General features: G+C 44.6%; 12 protein-coding genes. 9 read left to right on the top strand and 3 right to left on the bottom strand.

Annotated features, from left to right (window positions below; translation table 11 throughout):
* Positions 1-30 precede the first annotated feature (30 nt).
* The gene (locus ACWNM1_RS00665) at positions 31-654 is read right to left on the bottom strand and encodes an acetate uptake transporter (protein WP_042192624.1); all 624 of its coding nucleotides are present in this window, start codon (positions 652-654) and stop codon (positions 31-33) included.
* 335 nt (positions 655-989) lie between these two features.
* On the opposite strand from ACWNM1_RS00665, the gene ACWNM1_RS00660 reads away from it, so the two are divergent.
* The 4 genes from ACWNM1_RS00660 (at position 990) to ACWNM1_RS00645 (ending at position 4958) form a co-directional block, all read left to right on the top strand.
* Positions 990-1907 carry a UbiA family prenyltransferase gene (locus ACWNM1_RS00660; protein ID WP_449599161.1) on the top strand — a complete coding sequence of 306 codons (918 nt, stop codon included), beginning with the start codon at positions 990-992 and terminating at the stop codon, positions 1905-1907.
* A 136-nt stretch (positions 1908-2043) separates the two neighbouring features.
* On the top strand, positions 2044-2820 hold the full coding sequence (locus ACWNM1_RS00655; RefSeq protein ID WP_339267698.1) for a DUF6081 family protein: 777 nt from the start codon (positions 2044-2046) through the stop codon (positions 2818-2820).
* Between the two features lie 38 nt (positions 2821-2858).
* The gene (gene menA / locus ACWNM1_RS00650) at positions 2859-3812 is read left to right on the top strand and encodes a 1,4-dihydroxy-2-naphthoate polyprenyltransferase (RefSeq protein ID WP_449599160.1); all 954 of its coding nucleotides are present in this window, start codon (positions 2859-2861) and stop codon (positions 3810-3812) included.
* Between the two features lie 150 nt (positions 3813-3962).
* Positions 3963-4958, top strand: coding sequence for a Gfo/Idh/MocA family protein (locus tag ACWNM1_RS00645; protein ID WP_449599159.1), 996 nt, complete (start codon positions 3963-3965; stop codon positions 4956-4958).
* An 88-nt stretch (positions 4959-5046) separates the two neighbouring features.
* Here the strand turns inward: ACWNM1_RS00645 and ACWNM1_RS00640 are convergent, their stop codons facing one another.
* Positions 5047-6411 carry a dicarboxylate/amino acid:cation symporter gene (locus ACWNM1_RS00640; RefSeq protein ID WP_449599157.1) on the bottom strand — a complete coding sequence of 455 codons (1365 nt, stop codon included), beginning with the start codon at positions 6409-6411 and terminating at the stop codon, positions 5047-5049.
* A 406-nt stretch (positions 6412-6817) separates the two neighbouring features.
* On the opposite strand from ACWNM1_RS00640, the gene ACWNM1_RS00635 reads away from it, so the two are divergent.
* Complete coding sequence (locus tag ACWNM1_RS00635; protein WP_449599156.1) at positions 6818-7600, top strand: hypothetical protein; 783 nt, start codon at positions 6818-6820, stop codon at positions 7598-7600.
* Between the two features lie 73 nt (positions 7601-7673).
* Positions 7674-11402 carry an S-layer homology domain-containing protein gene (locus ACWNM1_RS00630; protein WP_449599155.1) on the top strand — a complete coding sequence of 1243 codons (3729 nt, stop codon included), beginning with the start codon at positions 7674-7676 and terminating at the stop codon, positions 11400-11402.
* 58 nt (positions 11403-11460) lie between these two features.
* Here ACWNM1_RS00630 and ACWNM1_RS00625 read toward each other — a convergent pair whose 3' ends face one another.
* Positions 11461-12474 (bottom strand): zinc-dependent alcohol dehydrogenase family protein, encoded by a 1014-nt coding sequence (locus ACWNM1_RS00625; RefSeq protein WP_449599154.1) that lies wholly within the window; start codon positions 12472-12474, stop codon positions 11461-11463.
* Positions 12475-12588: 114 nt separating this feature from the next.
* Between ACWNM1_RS00625 and ACWNM1_RS00620 the strand changes: the two genes are divergently transcribed.
* From ACWNM1_RS00620 to ACWNM1_RS00610, 3 genes are all read left to right on the top strand, one after another.
* Positions 12589-12981 (top strand): winged helix-turn-helix transcriptional regulator, encoded by a 393-nt coding sequence (locus tag ACWNM1_RS00620; protein WP_449599152.1) that lies wholly within the window; start codon positions 12589-12591, stop codon positions 12979-12981.
* 201 nt (positions 12982-13182) lie between these two features.
* Complete coding sequence (locus ACWNM1_RS00615) at positions 13183-13983, top strand: ABC transporter ATP-binding protein (RefSeq protein ID WP_042192604.1); 801 nt, start codon at positions 13183-13185, stop codon at positions 13981-13983.
* Positions 13976-15634 carry a hypothetical protein gene (locus tag ACWNM1_RS00610; protein WP_449599150.1) on the top strand — a complete coding sequence of 553 codons (1659 nt, stop codon included), beginning with the start codon at positions 13976-13978 and terminating at the stop codon, positions 15632-15634. The genes ACWNM1_RS00615 and ACWNM1_RS00610 overlap by 8 nt, the downstream gene beginning before the upstream one ends.
* Positions 15635-15847: the final 213 nt, after the last annotated feature.

The raw sequence follows: 15847 nt of genomic DNA, 5'->3' as shown, positions 1-15847 counted from the left end.
CAAAAGTTAGGATTCAAAAAAGGTGAATTACTATTTCTTGAAAATACCTAGCGGAGCTCCGATCGGTAAGAAAGTGCGTCCGAAATGAGCATTTAGCACAGAAGCGCCACATCCGTATAAGGATACGATACCAATTCCAAGTTCGGCACAAGCAGCAAGCTTATGGAAGAATTCTGGAGCGATACCAAAGGAATCGAAGGTTAGTCCAATAAAAAGGAAATCTATCAACACAAAAATGATAAGCAAAACTCTATTAGCCTCAACCGCGCCAATGGTCATAAAGATTGTAAAGATCAAGTAACCCAGAAATACAAATCCGAGCTGCTTAGGATCTACAGCCTCTGCAAGTGTTGGGCCGAATACGCCGAGCTTGATCAGCCAGCTGCTAGCCATGCCGAACCAAAAGAAAGCGTAGGCGCCAAAGGCAGTCATACCAAAGGTGTTGTTGTGCTTAGCATCTTGAATTGCGGCGAATAGTTGAGCAAATGCTCCCAGGAAGATAGCCCAAGGAATGACGTAGCTAAGTCCTGTTGTAAACTCAAGCTTCTGTGAAGAAGCAACCAATGTGACAATAGCCAGTCCGAATAGCCCGATGGCGCTAGGGTCTGCGGTGACGATTTTGACAGATTGGGTGTTAGGGGATTGCGCTGACATGACAGTAAAAGCCTCCATTATTATATATAGTTTTACGCTCTTAAAAACAGCACTCAACGAGCGCTGTTCATAGGCTTGCCTATCATATCATATCGGTATGTGCTTGCCTATAAAACAGCGCTCATTTTTTGTTGTAAAAGGGTGGCCTTATGTCCAATAAGAGGTTATTTACGTTTTTAGCTTCAATGAAGAAACCTTTTAGCCAAACAAACCGAGGTATTATGTCAAGATTAGACATTATATGCAGTGATAATCTTCACAATCTGTTGAAAATTGATGTATAATAGTCAGTGATAATTATTATCAAGTCATAATGAAAAGGCGGTAAGCTTGAAGTGAGCAAATGGACATTATTTACGAAGGCGACCCGGTTTTGGAGTTTTTCAGTTATGCTTATCCCGATTGTTTTAGGTACAGTTGGGGCATATGTATGGGAAAGGTCATTCCATCCGGTCTTATTTATTCTAACCTTAATAGGAGCGATTTCGGCGCATCTGTTTTCCAATATGGTGAATGATCTGTGGGATTATCGCAACGGAACAGATACAGAGGCGAAGAATTCCGCTGGTGAAATCAGCACAAACTCCGGGCTACTGACAGGTGGAATCCTCTCGGAGTCTTTTTATGCAAAGATGACCTGGAGTATGTTGGCGATCGCCCTCATCTGTGGTGGAATCCTAAGTATATATAGCGGTTGGAAAATCCTCTGGTTTGTACTTGTAGGTGCTTTAATCGCTTATTTCTATGTAGCCCCACCCCTGCGGTATGGCTATCGAGGTAAGGGATACAGTGAGGTGGCTATCTTTATAGCTTTTGGGATCATGCCGGTGTTAGGTTCCTTTTTCGTACAAACCGGTCATTTTAGCATGAAGCCTGTCATCCTTTCATTGCCGGTTGGATTCTTGACTACATTGCTATTGTTTAATCATCATTTCTTACATTGGAAAGCCGACGAGCAGGCTGGAAAACTTACGCTCGTTGTAGTGTGGGGTGAACAGAAGGCACTTGTCTTCTCGCGTGTGCTTCTCTTCACCGGTTATGCTTCTGTGGTGATCTGTGTGCTGATGGGCGTACTTCCAGTTTATGCACTATTGGCCTTGGTTACGGCCTTCTGGCCAATTCGTATTTATCGTGGACTGAAGCCACATAATGCTTCACCAGCCTATATCCCGCTCATGGGTGCTTCACAAAAAGCCTCCGTTCGTTGCGGAGTAGTGATGGCAGCAACCTTACTAATTCAAGGATTATTCTGAAAATATAAGGATAATATATAAGTTTCACGCTATACATTATCCTTATATTTCTCGCATAAACGCTTACCGTCTATTAGGGACGCTGAAGGCGTTTTTGCTTGTACTAATCATTACCATACAGAAGGAGTGAGCTTTCATGGAAAAGAAGGACAAGGAACTGTTGAAGGAAGAACAAAATGTTAAAGGCAATCAAATGGTGCTTGGAGATTTCCACTCCATTTTAGAAGAAGGAAAGGTGTGGAAGACAGGTGGATTTACACTGCCTGATGGGTCCTTTTGGGCTTATCGTGAACCGGAAGCAGTAGTTATCGTTCGTAATGATACGCTGTATGTGCGTGCGAAATTGTCTCGTGAGAACCATCAAGTACAAATTCTAGACAATGCTAAGCATATGTATTACTCCGCGGAGCCAGTAGTAATTCCTGAGGCCGGAGAGATTAGCTTTGAGCTGCAAATTCGTAGCCGTACACAAGGAACAGCACCTGGAGATTTGTATGATGGTTATGTATCGCTGAACTTGCTTGATTTTACGACAGGTGCGGCGCTAGACTTTTTTGCGGGAAATGATAAATATGCTAGTGTATATGGTATTTTGCCGTTCCCGGGGGTACAAGTACCAGAGAGCAAAGGAACGAAATATTTCTGCATCTTTAAAGAAGATACGGATTTCAAACCACGTGAGTTTAATACCTACCGCATAACGTACCACCGTGGCAACGATGAGGCTGTATTCTATCTGAATGGCAAAGAAGTGCGTCGTGAGAAAAATATTCCGATCAAATTCAACAACTTTACAGTCGCGCTTGGAATTATGACAGAGAAGGATCTGAGTCCTGAAGGCAGCGTGTCTGTGCACGGTCAAACAGTTATTGCTGAATGGTCCCCAGTGAAGATTACAACGACTGAACAGTAATACCTTGCAGGCTCATTTGATAAATAAGGGTGTATGGTGTGAATATTAAAAGCTTTCTAAGATTTGTGGAGCTGCCGACAAAAGTAGCCAGTATGATCCCCTTTCTGATGGGGACGCTGTATGCCCTGTATCGGTTTGAGGATTTTTATATGTTGCGTTTTGGTCTGATGTTCGTTTCCCTGCTTAGCTTTGATATGGCAACGACGGCGATTAACAACTATTACGATTTTAAAAAAGCTTCTAAAACCCACGGCTATGGCTATGAGACGCATAATGCGATTGTACATTTTAAGCTAAAAGAGAGCACCGTCGTGGCGACGATTGTTATTTTGCTGGCTCTGGCTGCAGGGGGCGGGATTGCGCTTGTTACGCAGACGGGTTTACTGGTCTTTTTACTGGGTGGACTGTCGTTCTTGATAGGCATCCTTTATTCGTTCGGGCCGATTCCGATTTCGCGCATGCCATTAGGGGAGTTGTTCTCGGGTTTGTTTATGGGCTTTGTCATTATTTTTATTTCTGCCTATATTCATACGGACGAGCATGTGGTATCGCTGTTGCTTCAGAACGGTTGGGTCAGCTTGAATATCAATATTATGGAAGTGCTGTACCTGTTCTGGTTCTCTGTTCCTGCCATTTTGGGGATTGCAGGGATTATGCTCGCTAATAATATTTGTGATATTGATGAAGATGTGGAGAACCGCAGGTACACGCTTCCGGTGTACATTGGCCGACGTAATGCGCTTGTGCTGTTTAAATATCTATACTATGTCTCTTATCTGGATCTTGTAGTGCTGCTGATCTTGGGGATTAACCCTATTCTTGTCTTGGCGATTCTACTTACACTGATCCCATTGCGCCGAAATATCGATTTGTTCAAACAGAAGCAGGAGAAGGCGAGTACCTTTATTCTTGCCGTCAAAAATTTCGTGTTGATGAATGCGGCCCGTATTGCTGTGCTTGGTGCGGCTGTGCTGTTAAATATGATAATGTGATTTTAAAAAGCAGTATCTATCGGAGTCGAATCTCCTATGGGTGCTGCTTTTTTGCGCTCTGACTGTACTTTTCTATTAGTGATGAGTTTCATTCTATGATAAGGTGTCTTAAAGTATAGTAACTAATCCAAGGGAAGAGGTGTAGCCATTATGGTACAAAAACTTCGGTGGGGAATCATAGGCTGTGCGCAGATTGCGACAGGTTCAGTGATGCCAGCTATCATGAATTCAGATTCGGGAGTGATTACAGCGGTAGCGAGTCGTGGCTTGGAAAAAAGCAGCGCTGTAGCCGCAGAGTTCGGAATAGAGAAAGCATATGGCAGTTATGAAGAGTTACTTGCGGATATAGAAATCGATGCGGTGTATGTTCCGCTCCCAAATCATCTTCATCGAGAATGGGTGATCCGTGCGGCAGAAGCAGGTAAACATGTGTTATGTGAGAAACCGATCGCACTGAACAGTACAGAGGCTGCAGAGATGGTGAAAGCATGCAACGATGCAGGCGTCCACTTAGCAGAAGCATACATGTATCGGCATCATCCACGGATTGCTGAACTCCAGGACATTATCACTAGCGGTGAAATCGGAGAATTACGCTCGATTCGAGGTACATTTACTTACAATGATGCTACAGACACTTCAAATATTCGTTTTAAATCGGCTTGGGGTGGCGGCTCGCTTTATGATGTTGGCTGTTATCCGTTAAGTGCGGCACGACTGTTGTTTGGGACGGAGCCGGAAGCTGTGACCGTGCATGCGAAGTTCTCCCCTGAGCATGATAATGTAGATATGATGGCTTCAGGGCTGGTAGAGTTTCCAAATGGTTTAAGCTTGATCTTTGATTGCGGAATGTGGGCATATAACCGCCAGCTCTTAGAGATTCTTGGGACCGAGGGACGAATTGAGGTGCCTATGCCTTTCAACGCTAGAGACGAGGATGCGGAATTCTTTGTGTACACTGGTGATGAGGTGAGACGGGTCGATGCCACAGGGGCTAATCCATACATACGGCAGGTGGATGATTTTGCAGCCGCTGTGTTCACAGGTAAGAGACTCATTGCACCGGAGGATCCGGTGCTAAGTATGAGGCTGGTTGAAACCTGCCTTGCTTCAGCTAAACAACGGCAAAGAATTAGCATGGTGTAACAGCGAATCTAATATGAATTCACAAAAAAACCTCCGGCTTTCTGCTATAAGCAGCTGCCGGAGGTTTTTTTGCTTGTATGTTCGGATTTTAAACTGTGCTCAAGAGAATATCATCTTCGTCATCATTGCTATTAAAGGCTTCGCGGTCAAATTCACCTTCTGAATTGGCGACCAACAACGCAGTTACAGCTGTCCCTGTTGCATTTACAGCGGTACGACCCATATCGATGAGCGCTTCTACACCTGCAACGATAGCGATTCCTTCAAGCGGCAACCCAAGAGCGGTTAAGACTACCGTAGTGGAGATTACGGCTGGTCCAGGTACGCCAGCTACACCAATAGAAGAGATAATACTTACTAAGACCAGCGTAATGTAGTCAGTCCAGTTCAGATCAATACCGAATACTTGGGCGGTAAACACCGCCACAATCGCCGGCCAAATGCCACCGCACGCATTAAAGTTGACCGATGCTCCTAACGGCGCAATAAAGCTCGCGATCCGCGGGGAGACATGAAGGCGCTTCGTAATCACTTCAAGATTGACAGGAAGTGTTGCGTAGCTGCTTCTAGTCGTGAAGGCAACGGTAATGGTTGGATAGATTTTGCGGAAGAAACGGATTGGATTCACCTTCGCTACTAATAGAACCAATCCGCCAAAGATAAGAACAAAATGTATAATCATTGCGACATATGAGGTAATGATTACGCTGCCCAGCTCCTGCAACGTTTCCCAGCCATAACGTGCGGTAATTCCTGCAATCAGTGCGAAGACACCGTAAGGCGTCAAGCGAATAATGAATTTCACGACCTGATGCAGTATCAGTGTCAGGGACTCAATAAGATCACGTACAGGTTTCACGGCTTCCGGTTTCTTGGAGCCGATTTTGATTATTGCTACTGCTAGGAAGATAGCGAAAATGAGCAGAGGCACAACCTTACCCGTAGCTGCTTCATTCACAGGGTTAGATGGCACAAGATCCAGAATAACCTGTGAGAAGGTCGGAATTTCCCGGGCGGCGAAATCTGCAGGCACATCCTGTTGTATCCCTTGACCAGGATTAAACAGCAGCGCAACCGATAGGCCGATAATAGAAGCGATACCCGTCGTTCCGAGGAACCAGGCGAAGGTTTTGATCCCTATTTTGCGCAGATACTCCAGATTCGTTAAGGAAGAGATACTGTTCAATACGAGTACGAATACTAAAGGAATGACGAGCATGCGAATCAAGCTGACATAAATGCTGCCGAACGTGCTAATGGCTTTGGTCTCTAAATTGAAGTATTGAAAGAATATTCCGGCAATAAGTCCGATGCCAAGTCCGATGAGTACCCGAGTACCAAATCCAATGCGTTTACGTGCCAGTAGAAACAAAATTGCAAAAACAAATATGGAAGCCACAAATCCATACCAGTTCGTTTCGATGGCGGATAACAAGTTGTTATCTATGTTCATTACCGATACCCCCTTAAACCTAGTTTTTTAATGTGATTAATCCTAATGAGATCAATCTATATACAATTTATAGTAAAGTCAATGTAATAATATGTTAAAAATAATTAATTCCGATAAAAACCATGTGAAAAATAAAAATTGATTGACAAGGCACATCATCATGAATAATATGGAACTTAATCACAAGCCAATTGGAATCGACTGGACAGCCGGAGATTCAACGAAAGACGCGTATTTTGCGTCTCGTTGAGTCTCTTTTTTTATTTTAGAGAAGGGAGAATTTAGGAGTTAAAGGTACAACGATGAAGTTAAGAAGCATGGATCTACTGGACAGCCAGAGATTCAACAGGTGCGTAATAACGTGCCATGTTGGGTCTTATTTTATTTGAAAAGGATGGTACACATTATGAAAAAGCTTACGATATCTTTGGTTGCTGCAACTGTTGTCTTTTCCGCATTGACGTATGCCGCAGTATCCGCTAATAAAAAGACAGCAGAGGCAGCATCCATTGAAGCAAGCAGTAATACAGCAGTATCCGTTTCTGCAGCAGCGGCACCTGTAGCTACTTCTGCAGCGGTAGTCGTTGTTCAGGCAGAAGCCACTTCGGCTCCTGTTACAGAAACGGTTCAACCGGAATCCTCAACTCCAGCAGTGGAGACTGTCTCTGCAAAAGCGACTGCTGCCCCAGACGCAACCGTTGATTCTGCGGAGAAGACTGTTGCTTCGGCAGCTCCAGCGGTGGGTGAAACTCAGCCTAAGGCGACCGCAGCTCCAGCCGCGGAGACCGCTAAGGTAGCTACAACTACAACCACGGTAGCTGCGACTGTCAAAACGCAAACTCAAACAGCTACACCGGTTCCAACGGCTGCGCCTACGGCAGCTCCCAAAGCAATCGTAACTGCCAAAGCAGCTCAACCGACATCTTCTCCTGTCGTATCCGCTCAGCCTAAGGCCACTGCGGCACCTGTAGTAACGGCAACGGAAGCACCTTCGAAATCGAAATCCATTACTTTCTCCACAACTGAGGTGGTTAAAGCGACAGCCGCTCCGGTCGTTGAGTCTGCCCAACCGAAGACATCGTCTTCTGCACCTGCATCATCCACGGTCAGCGCACCAGCAGCTGCTCCAGCGGAAACGGTTCAGGCACCCGCACCGGCACCAGCCGCTGAGGAAGAGGTTTGTCCTTGATGAGCGGCAGGCTCATTCAGGATTCCTTTCAGCCCATCCATCACATAAACCTATTTAAGGCGAGGTGCACATAATGATACGACCATTAACCTTTAAAAAAATTCTAACGCTGCTGCTGGCAGCCTCCCTGCTAATTCTGCCTACTCAGGCAGGAAGAGCTTATGCTAATCCGTATAACGCAGAGGCGCTAACTTCTTTTGGCTCAAGCAGTGGTGTAAGCCACTTTGATTATTTCAGTCATGTCTATGACCGTTTGAATGATGCTAGCCATGTATTTAAAACGGCAACCTATGAGGATATCGTTCATCTTTTTGAGAGTGAAGGCACTTACGCTGTTCTGGTTGGCGGCGCTTGGAGCGAGAATACACAGGCCGATATCGGCTTTATCAATGAAGTAGCTAAAGAATATGGCATCTCTACAATTTATAACTTTGATACTAAGCTGGACGGTGACACGCTCCAGATTGCAGCCAGCAATAATAAATTTGCTTACAAATACGTTGACCTGGTAAACAAATATTTAAAGAATTTGAATCTGTCCTCGAAGGACGTTCCAGAACGCAATGTTAGTTATACCAATAAAAACGGGGATGTCGTAACCGCTAATAAGATCGAATCTCCATTTCTCTTGGTATATAACAAGGATCACAAGGATGCACAAGGAAATATCGCTCCTGTTGTATCCTATCTGGATAAGAGCTACTCGTGGAATGAGTTCCTAACGAACGGAACGCTTGATGCTACGAAAGTTAATGCTTATAAAGCATCAGTAAGAGAGGTACTTAGTGCCGCTTCTGGGTATAACACGATCGATGAATCTGCTTATATCAAGGCGGCATTTAACAAGAACTACGAGGGCGAAAATGAGGGCAAACCTACGATCTTCAACGAATCGGACGGTACGCTCGTGTATGAACATGTGACCTACCATCAGCTGAAGCAAATTTTGGCGAGTGATGGCAACTATGCGATTTTGTTAGGCGGCTCATGGTGCCCCAACACACAAGCAGTTATCAAATATATTAACGAGTATGCCAAGAAGCATAATATCGATAAGGTCTACTTCTTCGATACGAAGCTCGACTCTGGGGTGACGGTTGCTGAACCAAGCAACAACAGCGGCACCAAGGGCAATGCCAATCCGCACAATAATAATGAGCTTCAGATTAGAACAACCAATCACCCATATGCGAAGTTGTATGTTGATCTGGTCCGTACTTATCTGACTAATATCAAGACCGAGAACAATACAGCAGCCAAACCATCTGTGATTAGTTATGTGAATGAGCTTGGAGACACCGTGATTGGAGATAGACTTCAGGTTCCATATCTGTTCACGTATAACAAGGACAACAAAGATGCAAGTGGTACTAATGCACCTATTTTAGGGCATATTGAGCTTATGTACAGCTGGACGAACATCCAACCGGATTACGTGCAGGCTAATTACCCAATCGGAGCCAGATACACTAACACTACTACAGCGCTGGATAAGCTATTCTCAAAACTTGAAGCTGTGCCTGCTGGACTTACAGGTGTAGCACCAACCGCAGCAGACAGTAAGGATGGACAAATCTTGGGCACAAGTTCGGCCTTGGAATATAAACTGGCTGGAGATACGGCATATACGCAAGTATCAGGTCCAGCGATTACAGGGCTTGCGCCTGGTGTTTATAAAGTAAGATATGCGGCTACATCAGGATATCAAGGTCCAACGAACGCAGCGGGACCAACGATCATTCCTTATAATGCTGGAGAAGACGTAAGCGTGGAGGTGCCTGCTTATATCCATCAACAAGCAGCCCCAACAGGTCTATTAGGGGTAGCTCCTACTTCTGAAGCTAACGATGATGGGCAAATTACGGGCTCAGTCGAAGGGCAGGAGTATAAGGGTGTTGGAGAAGCTGATTATAAGCCCGTAACAGGCGTAGCCATCACAGGTCTTACTCCGGGCTTTTATAAGGTAAGATTTGCGGCAAAAGAAGGATACAGCGTAGGTAAAGATGCTACTGTTGAAGTTCCAGCCTATGGCGAGCAAGCGGCTCCTGTAGGGCTAGTGGGGGTGGCACCGACTACTGCAGCCAATAATGATGGCAAAATCACAGGGACTACGAAAGCGTTGGAGTATAAGCTATCAACAGTTACCGATTATGTCTATGCAACAGATGTAGAGATCGTTGGACTGGTACCGGGAACGTATCAGGTAAGATACGCAGCCAAAGAAGGATTTAATGCAGGCAGAGCAGCAGAAGTGATTGTCCCAGTATTCACTGCAGAGCAAGCAGCGCCATCTGGTTTACTGGGGGTAGCACCTACCTCTACAGCGAACAATGATGGGAAAATTACAGGAACCACAACAGCCTTAGAATATAAGCTGTCCAGTGTGACTAATTATGTGTATGCACCAGATAAAGAGATTACAGGTCTAATACCAGGTACGTATCAAGTTCGATATGCAGCGAAAGAAGGTTATAAGGCGAGTCCAGTAACTAATATTATTGTCCCTGCTTATGTATCTATTTCAGACCCAGGAACAAGCGGGCCTGGCGGCAGCAATCCTGCACCGAGCACGACCACACCAACACCAACAGCAAGCCCTCAACTGGTTGCTACAACAACAACCGGTCACACTGTGAATTTATCATCAACAGCAGCAACCAAAACGGATAAAACCACAGGAGTAACCACAGCAACAATCACGAAGGAAGCGGCTACCGAGCTTGTGAATCTTGCTAAAAAGGCAGAAGCGGATGGGAAGAAAGCCGTACTTGAAATTAAAGTAGCAGCTACTTCTGAAACCCAAACAGCCGAGCTTACGCTACCGAGAAGCATAATTAACGAGTTGGTCTCTGGTACAAAGGCCGAGATTACCATTCATTATGAGAATGTAGGTACGATTACGCTTGATGCCAAATCTTTGGAAAGTATCAGCGCAGCCTCGGATGCAGGGGATATTATCATAACCATTGCTAAGGTTTCGTTAACCGCAGAAGGTAAGGCCGTTCTCGGGGACAGACCCGTTTATGATTTGTCGGTAAAAGCGGGTCAGAGTACTCTTTCCACCTTTGGTGGGGGCATTATCCATATCAGTGTGCCGTATATACTGCAAGCAGGAGAACAGAAAGATGCGGTCATCGTATACCATATCAATACCAACGGAAGCTTGGAGAATGTACGCGGGAATTATAAAGCTGCCAAGGGAACCGTAGATTTTGTTACCACACATTTCTCCCAATATATTATTGGATATAACAAGGTAAGCTTTGCGGATATTTCAGAGACTTCGTGGTATAGCAGTGCAGTAGGTTATCTTGCGGCACGAAGTATCACATCCGGTACGGATGCAGAGCATTACAGTCCGAATGCTGCAATAACTAGAGGGCAATTCATAGTCTTGCTCTTGAATGCTTATGGCATCACACCCGACGCTACCGCAACTGATAATTTTGCGGATGCGGGCAATACGTATTACACGAACTATCTCGCGACTGCTAAGCGCCTTGGGGTAGCCACAGGTTCTGGAGATAATCAATTCCAGCCAGAGGTTCAGATCACTAGACAGGAGCTATTCACACTCTTGTATCGCTCACTTGTAGCGCTAGGTGAACTGCCATCCGAGAAGAAGGCTGTAGCTCTTTCTGATTTTGGTGATGCAGGGGAGATTGCTGGCTATGCACAGGAAGCCCTTCAGGCGCTGGTGGAAAGAGGTATAGTGACCGGAGCGAATAGCAAGCTGAGTCCTAAAGAAGTTACTACAAGAGCGCAAGCGGCACAGGTCATTTATAATCTATTATCGAAATGATTCGGTAGCTGAATATAACAGTAGAACCCCCCTGTAAAAAAGCAGGGGGGTTCTACTGTTAAAACTTAATGCAGATTTTTCCGAAGTGTGTACCCTTAGCCAAGTATTGCAATGCTTCAACAGATTGTTCAAATGGAAATACAGCGTCAATGATAGGGCGAAGTCCATTTTGTTCAACCGCACGGTTCATCGTCTCAAACATGTCACGGCTTCCGACATTGATGGCTTGAAGGCGTGCTTTTCTCAGAATTGCAGGGATGATTTCAAAGCCCTCGACTTGGAAGCCCGACAGACCGCCTACCAGGCTGATCCTTCCACCCACCCGTAGCGCCCCGATTGACTTATTTAATGTGGATGATCCACCGAGATCAACAATATGGTCTGCCCCGTGTCCCCCTGTCAGCTCAAGAACAGCCTTATCCCATTCAGGGGTCTTTAAATAATTGATACCGAAATCAGCTCCCAATCCCTTGGCACGCTTAAGCTTCTCATCGCTGCTTGATGTGATGATCACCTGTGCACCGTGAAGCTTGGCAAATTGAAGCGCGAATAGTGAAACTCCACCCGTTCCTTGTATCACTACAGTCTCTCCAGCCTTCACCTTTCCTTCTTCAACAATAGCATGCCAGGCTGTAACACCAGCACAAGGAAGTGTTGCCGCTTCTTCATCAGTTAATAGATCTGGCACACGAACTAATCCCTCCTCGGGAAGCACAACATATTCTGCAAGCAACCCATCAAGCGGACTTCCAAGTGAGCTCACCCAATTTTCTTGTGTAGGTTCTCCCGAAATCCAGCTTTGAGTAAAAATACCGCTTACCCGGTCACCAATCTTGAATCTGGACGTATGCTCACCTAAGGCGACAACTTCACCAACACCGTCCGATACCGGAATTAAAGGAGCGTTCAAAATCGGGTTATAAAAACCATCAATGACACCTAAATCTCTAGCGTTAAGGGAAACTGCCCGCATTTTTATACGAACTTCACCAGAACCAGGATTAGGAATTGGACGTTCGGCTACCTTCAGTTGATCGAGCCCAAATTCACTTTGAATTTCGTATACTTTCATGTGCAATCTCTCCTTCTTGAAGTGCATAGACATACAATAATCCATAAATTACACTTAAGTAAGGAGGCACTTTATAGTGTCCAGGGAACCAAAAAGTGCACGGGAGGACTTTATATGAACAATCCATTTTCGACGAATACCGTAGAGCCTGATATCTTGCTATCGATTTGTGGGTACAGTAAGGTCCTTGACATTATCTCTAATAAATGGACAGCTTTGGTCATCTATGCCATGGAAGATGGAATCATTCGTTACAGTGATATCAGAAGACGAATCGAAGGCATCTCTAAAAAAATGCTAACTCAAACTTTGCGGCAACTGGAACGAGATGGGTTGGTAGAGCGTGAGATTACACCTTCCGTTCCGCCCATCGTAGAGTATTCTCTAACACCCCTAGGGGTATCTTTACTTGAGCCTATGAGAGCGTTAAATCGGTGGACGAGTCAAAATTATGTATGGGTTGAAAAGGCCAGAGCTTCATATGATCAAGTGGATCAAACAGAATAATTTGTGTGGGATAGATCTCTACACTCTAAGGGGGAACCAATGGTTCTCCCTTTTGTGCTGAAAAGGGCATTAGCATTCATAGATATAAGATTAGTGAGTTAAATTATGGAGTGGGATTCAGTTGAATGATACAATTATTGTAATTTTATGAAATAGTAATTTTTAACATCGTCAATTAGTCGCTAGAGAGGGGATTAGGATATGGGCCTTGCTGATGATCCAGTCATTGCGATTTCTGGTTTATGGATGAACTACACGGACCGAATGGTGCTAAAGGGTATTGACCTTAAGGTATACAGAGGACAAATTATTGGCTATATCGGCCCTAACGGAGCAGGAAAGAGTACAACTGTTAAGATTATGCTCGGTCTGGTAGAAGGCTACAACGGCAAAGTAGAGATTTTCGGTAGGGATATTGCTGATGGAGATGTTTCTTACAAAAAAAGAATAGGTTATGTGCCGGAGGTAGCCGAATTATATGATAGCCTCACCGCTAGGGAGTATCTAACTTTTGTAGGTGAGTTGTATGGCATGAAGCGTAGTGATGTGGATTACAAAGCTGGAAAATTAATGGCCTTGCTAGGTCTTGAGAAAGCTTATGATTCGCGAATCGCAACCTTCTCCAAAGGGATGAAACAAAAGGTACTGCTGATCTCCAGCATGCTTCATGATCCCGATATTCTGTTCCTAGATGAACCGTTGAGCGGCCTGGATGCCAATAGCGTAATGGTGGTAAAGGAGATTTTTGCATCTTTGGCGGCAAGGGGCAAGACCATTTTCTATTCTTCACACATCATGGATGTAGTTGAGAAGATCAGTAGCCGGATCGTTTTGATCGATGGTGGAGATATCGTGGCGGATGGGAGCTTTGCTGAGCTAAGAGAGAAGGGCCGCGAAGGGTCGCTTGAGGATATTTTTAATCAACTAACTGGATTTGATAAATACCGTGATATTGCTGGGGAATTTGTTGCGGTCATGCAAGAGGGATATTCTCATGACTGATTTCTATGTGCTGAAGCTTCTGGATAAGCTGCGAGGTGGGTTTAACCGAATCGGAGTTGATTATGATGTGATGCGGAGTATTCTGCAGGTCAAACTGACGATGGACGGAAGAAGAACACCAACAGTACTCGCTGGAATGCAGAAGAAGGAGGAGAAGAAAGAGGGCTCGCCGCTGCGGGTGCAATGGATTTATTTACTTTTTGGCGTCATGTTAATTCCTCTTATGATGTTAACGGGGAACTATATGCTGCAGATGAGTCTAGTGTTTGGTGTAGTGATGTTTATGATTACGACCACACTGATCTCTGATTTCTCTTCCGTGATGCTTGATCTTCGGGACAAAAACATACTGGCTTCAAAGCCAGTGAACCGCCGTACCTTGAACATGGCGAAGAGCATCCACATTCTCATTTATTTATTTTCAGTGACGCTGACATTGACCGGACCTTCGCTGATTTTGTGCCTGTTCAAACAGGGAGTACTATTTTTTCTAATATATGCTGTTGAGATCATTCTGATGGACTGCTTTATCCTCGTCATTACGGCGCTGCTTTATTTACTGATCATGAAGTTTTTCGACGGGGAGAAGCTCAAAGATATTATTAATTATGTACAGATCATTTTGACTATAGGGATTACAGTAGGGTATCAGCTCGTTGTTAGACTGTTCGATATTGCTGAATTGAGCCTCTCTTTTAAGCCGGCATGGTGGCAGTATTTGATTTCTCCGATATGGTTTGCGGCTCCATTTGAGATGTTCATTGGCGGGGCGAGAGATACACACTTCGTGGTGCTTTCAGTGCTAGCTTTAGTAATTCCGGTTCTGCTGATTGTGGCTTATATTAAGCTGATGCCTTTATTCGAAAAGAGCTTACAGAAGCTTTCAGAGCAAGGGAACGCTGGCAAAAGTAACGCCCGAATGGTGGACTGGTTGTCGAAAGTAACTTGTAAGAACCCGGTAGAGGGCATGTTCTTTCGTTTTAGCTGGTCAATGATGAAGAATGAGCGTGACTTCAAGTTAAAGGTATATCCGGCAATCGGTTATTCCATTGTCTTCCCGTTCATTTTTATATTTGGGATCTTTTGGGATGGAAATGCATCGTCTATCAAGGATTCGAACACATACCTGATGATTTATTTCGGTGCGACGTTACTTCAGACGGTTGTTCTAATGCTAAGGTACTCTGCCGGTTATAAAGGCTCTTGGATTTATAAGCTGATTCCTTTGCCAAACAACGCACCCATCTATCGTGGAATGCTTAAGGCAGCTATAGTTCGCCTGCTATTACCTTTATTCGCTATAGAAGCGATAGTGTATCTTTGGTTGTTTGGGCTGCAGATTGTGCCAGACTTGGTAGTCGTGCTGTTTGCAATGCTGATCTATGCGGTCATTTGTTTCCGTTCTTATCCTCCGGTACTACCTTTCTCAGAACGATATGAGGCAGCTAAACAGAAGGATTACACCGCAAACTCCTTTGGGTTGTTATTTTTGCTGATGGGGATGGCAGGTATTCATTATGTCTTCACTTTGTTTATGGGTGGAGTTTATATCTACCTGTTGGTTCTGGTAGTTTTGAATCTATGGATATGGCGAATTACCTTTCCCAAAAATGTATCATCAACAGGTCATAGTTCAAGTTTTCCGGGGTGAGTGATTGTTCAAATATGGACATTTTTCGCGTAATAAAAAGGGTATAAATTCCAGTATTTACTTAGACAATCTTCTGAATACAGAGTAGAATACATCTAAAGTTTCTTTTTATGGATAACCTATAATCTTTACGCACTCTTCCATATCTGATATTCGTGTACTGATTTTTTACTTGAGAAATACGCTGAGCGATTACGGGATTCAAAACCGGTG

Source organism: Paenibacillus sp. Marseille-Q9583 (assembly GCF_976954365.1).
Note: the sequence above shows the minus strand (reverse complement) of the source record. Positions and strands in the feature narration are given on the sequence as shown.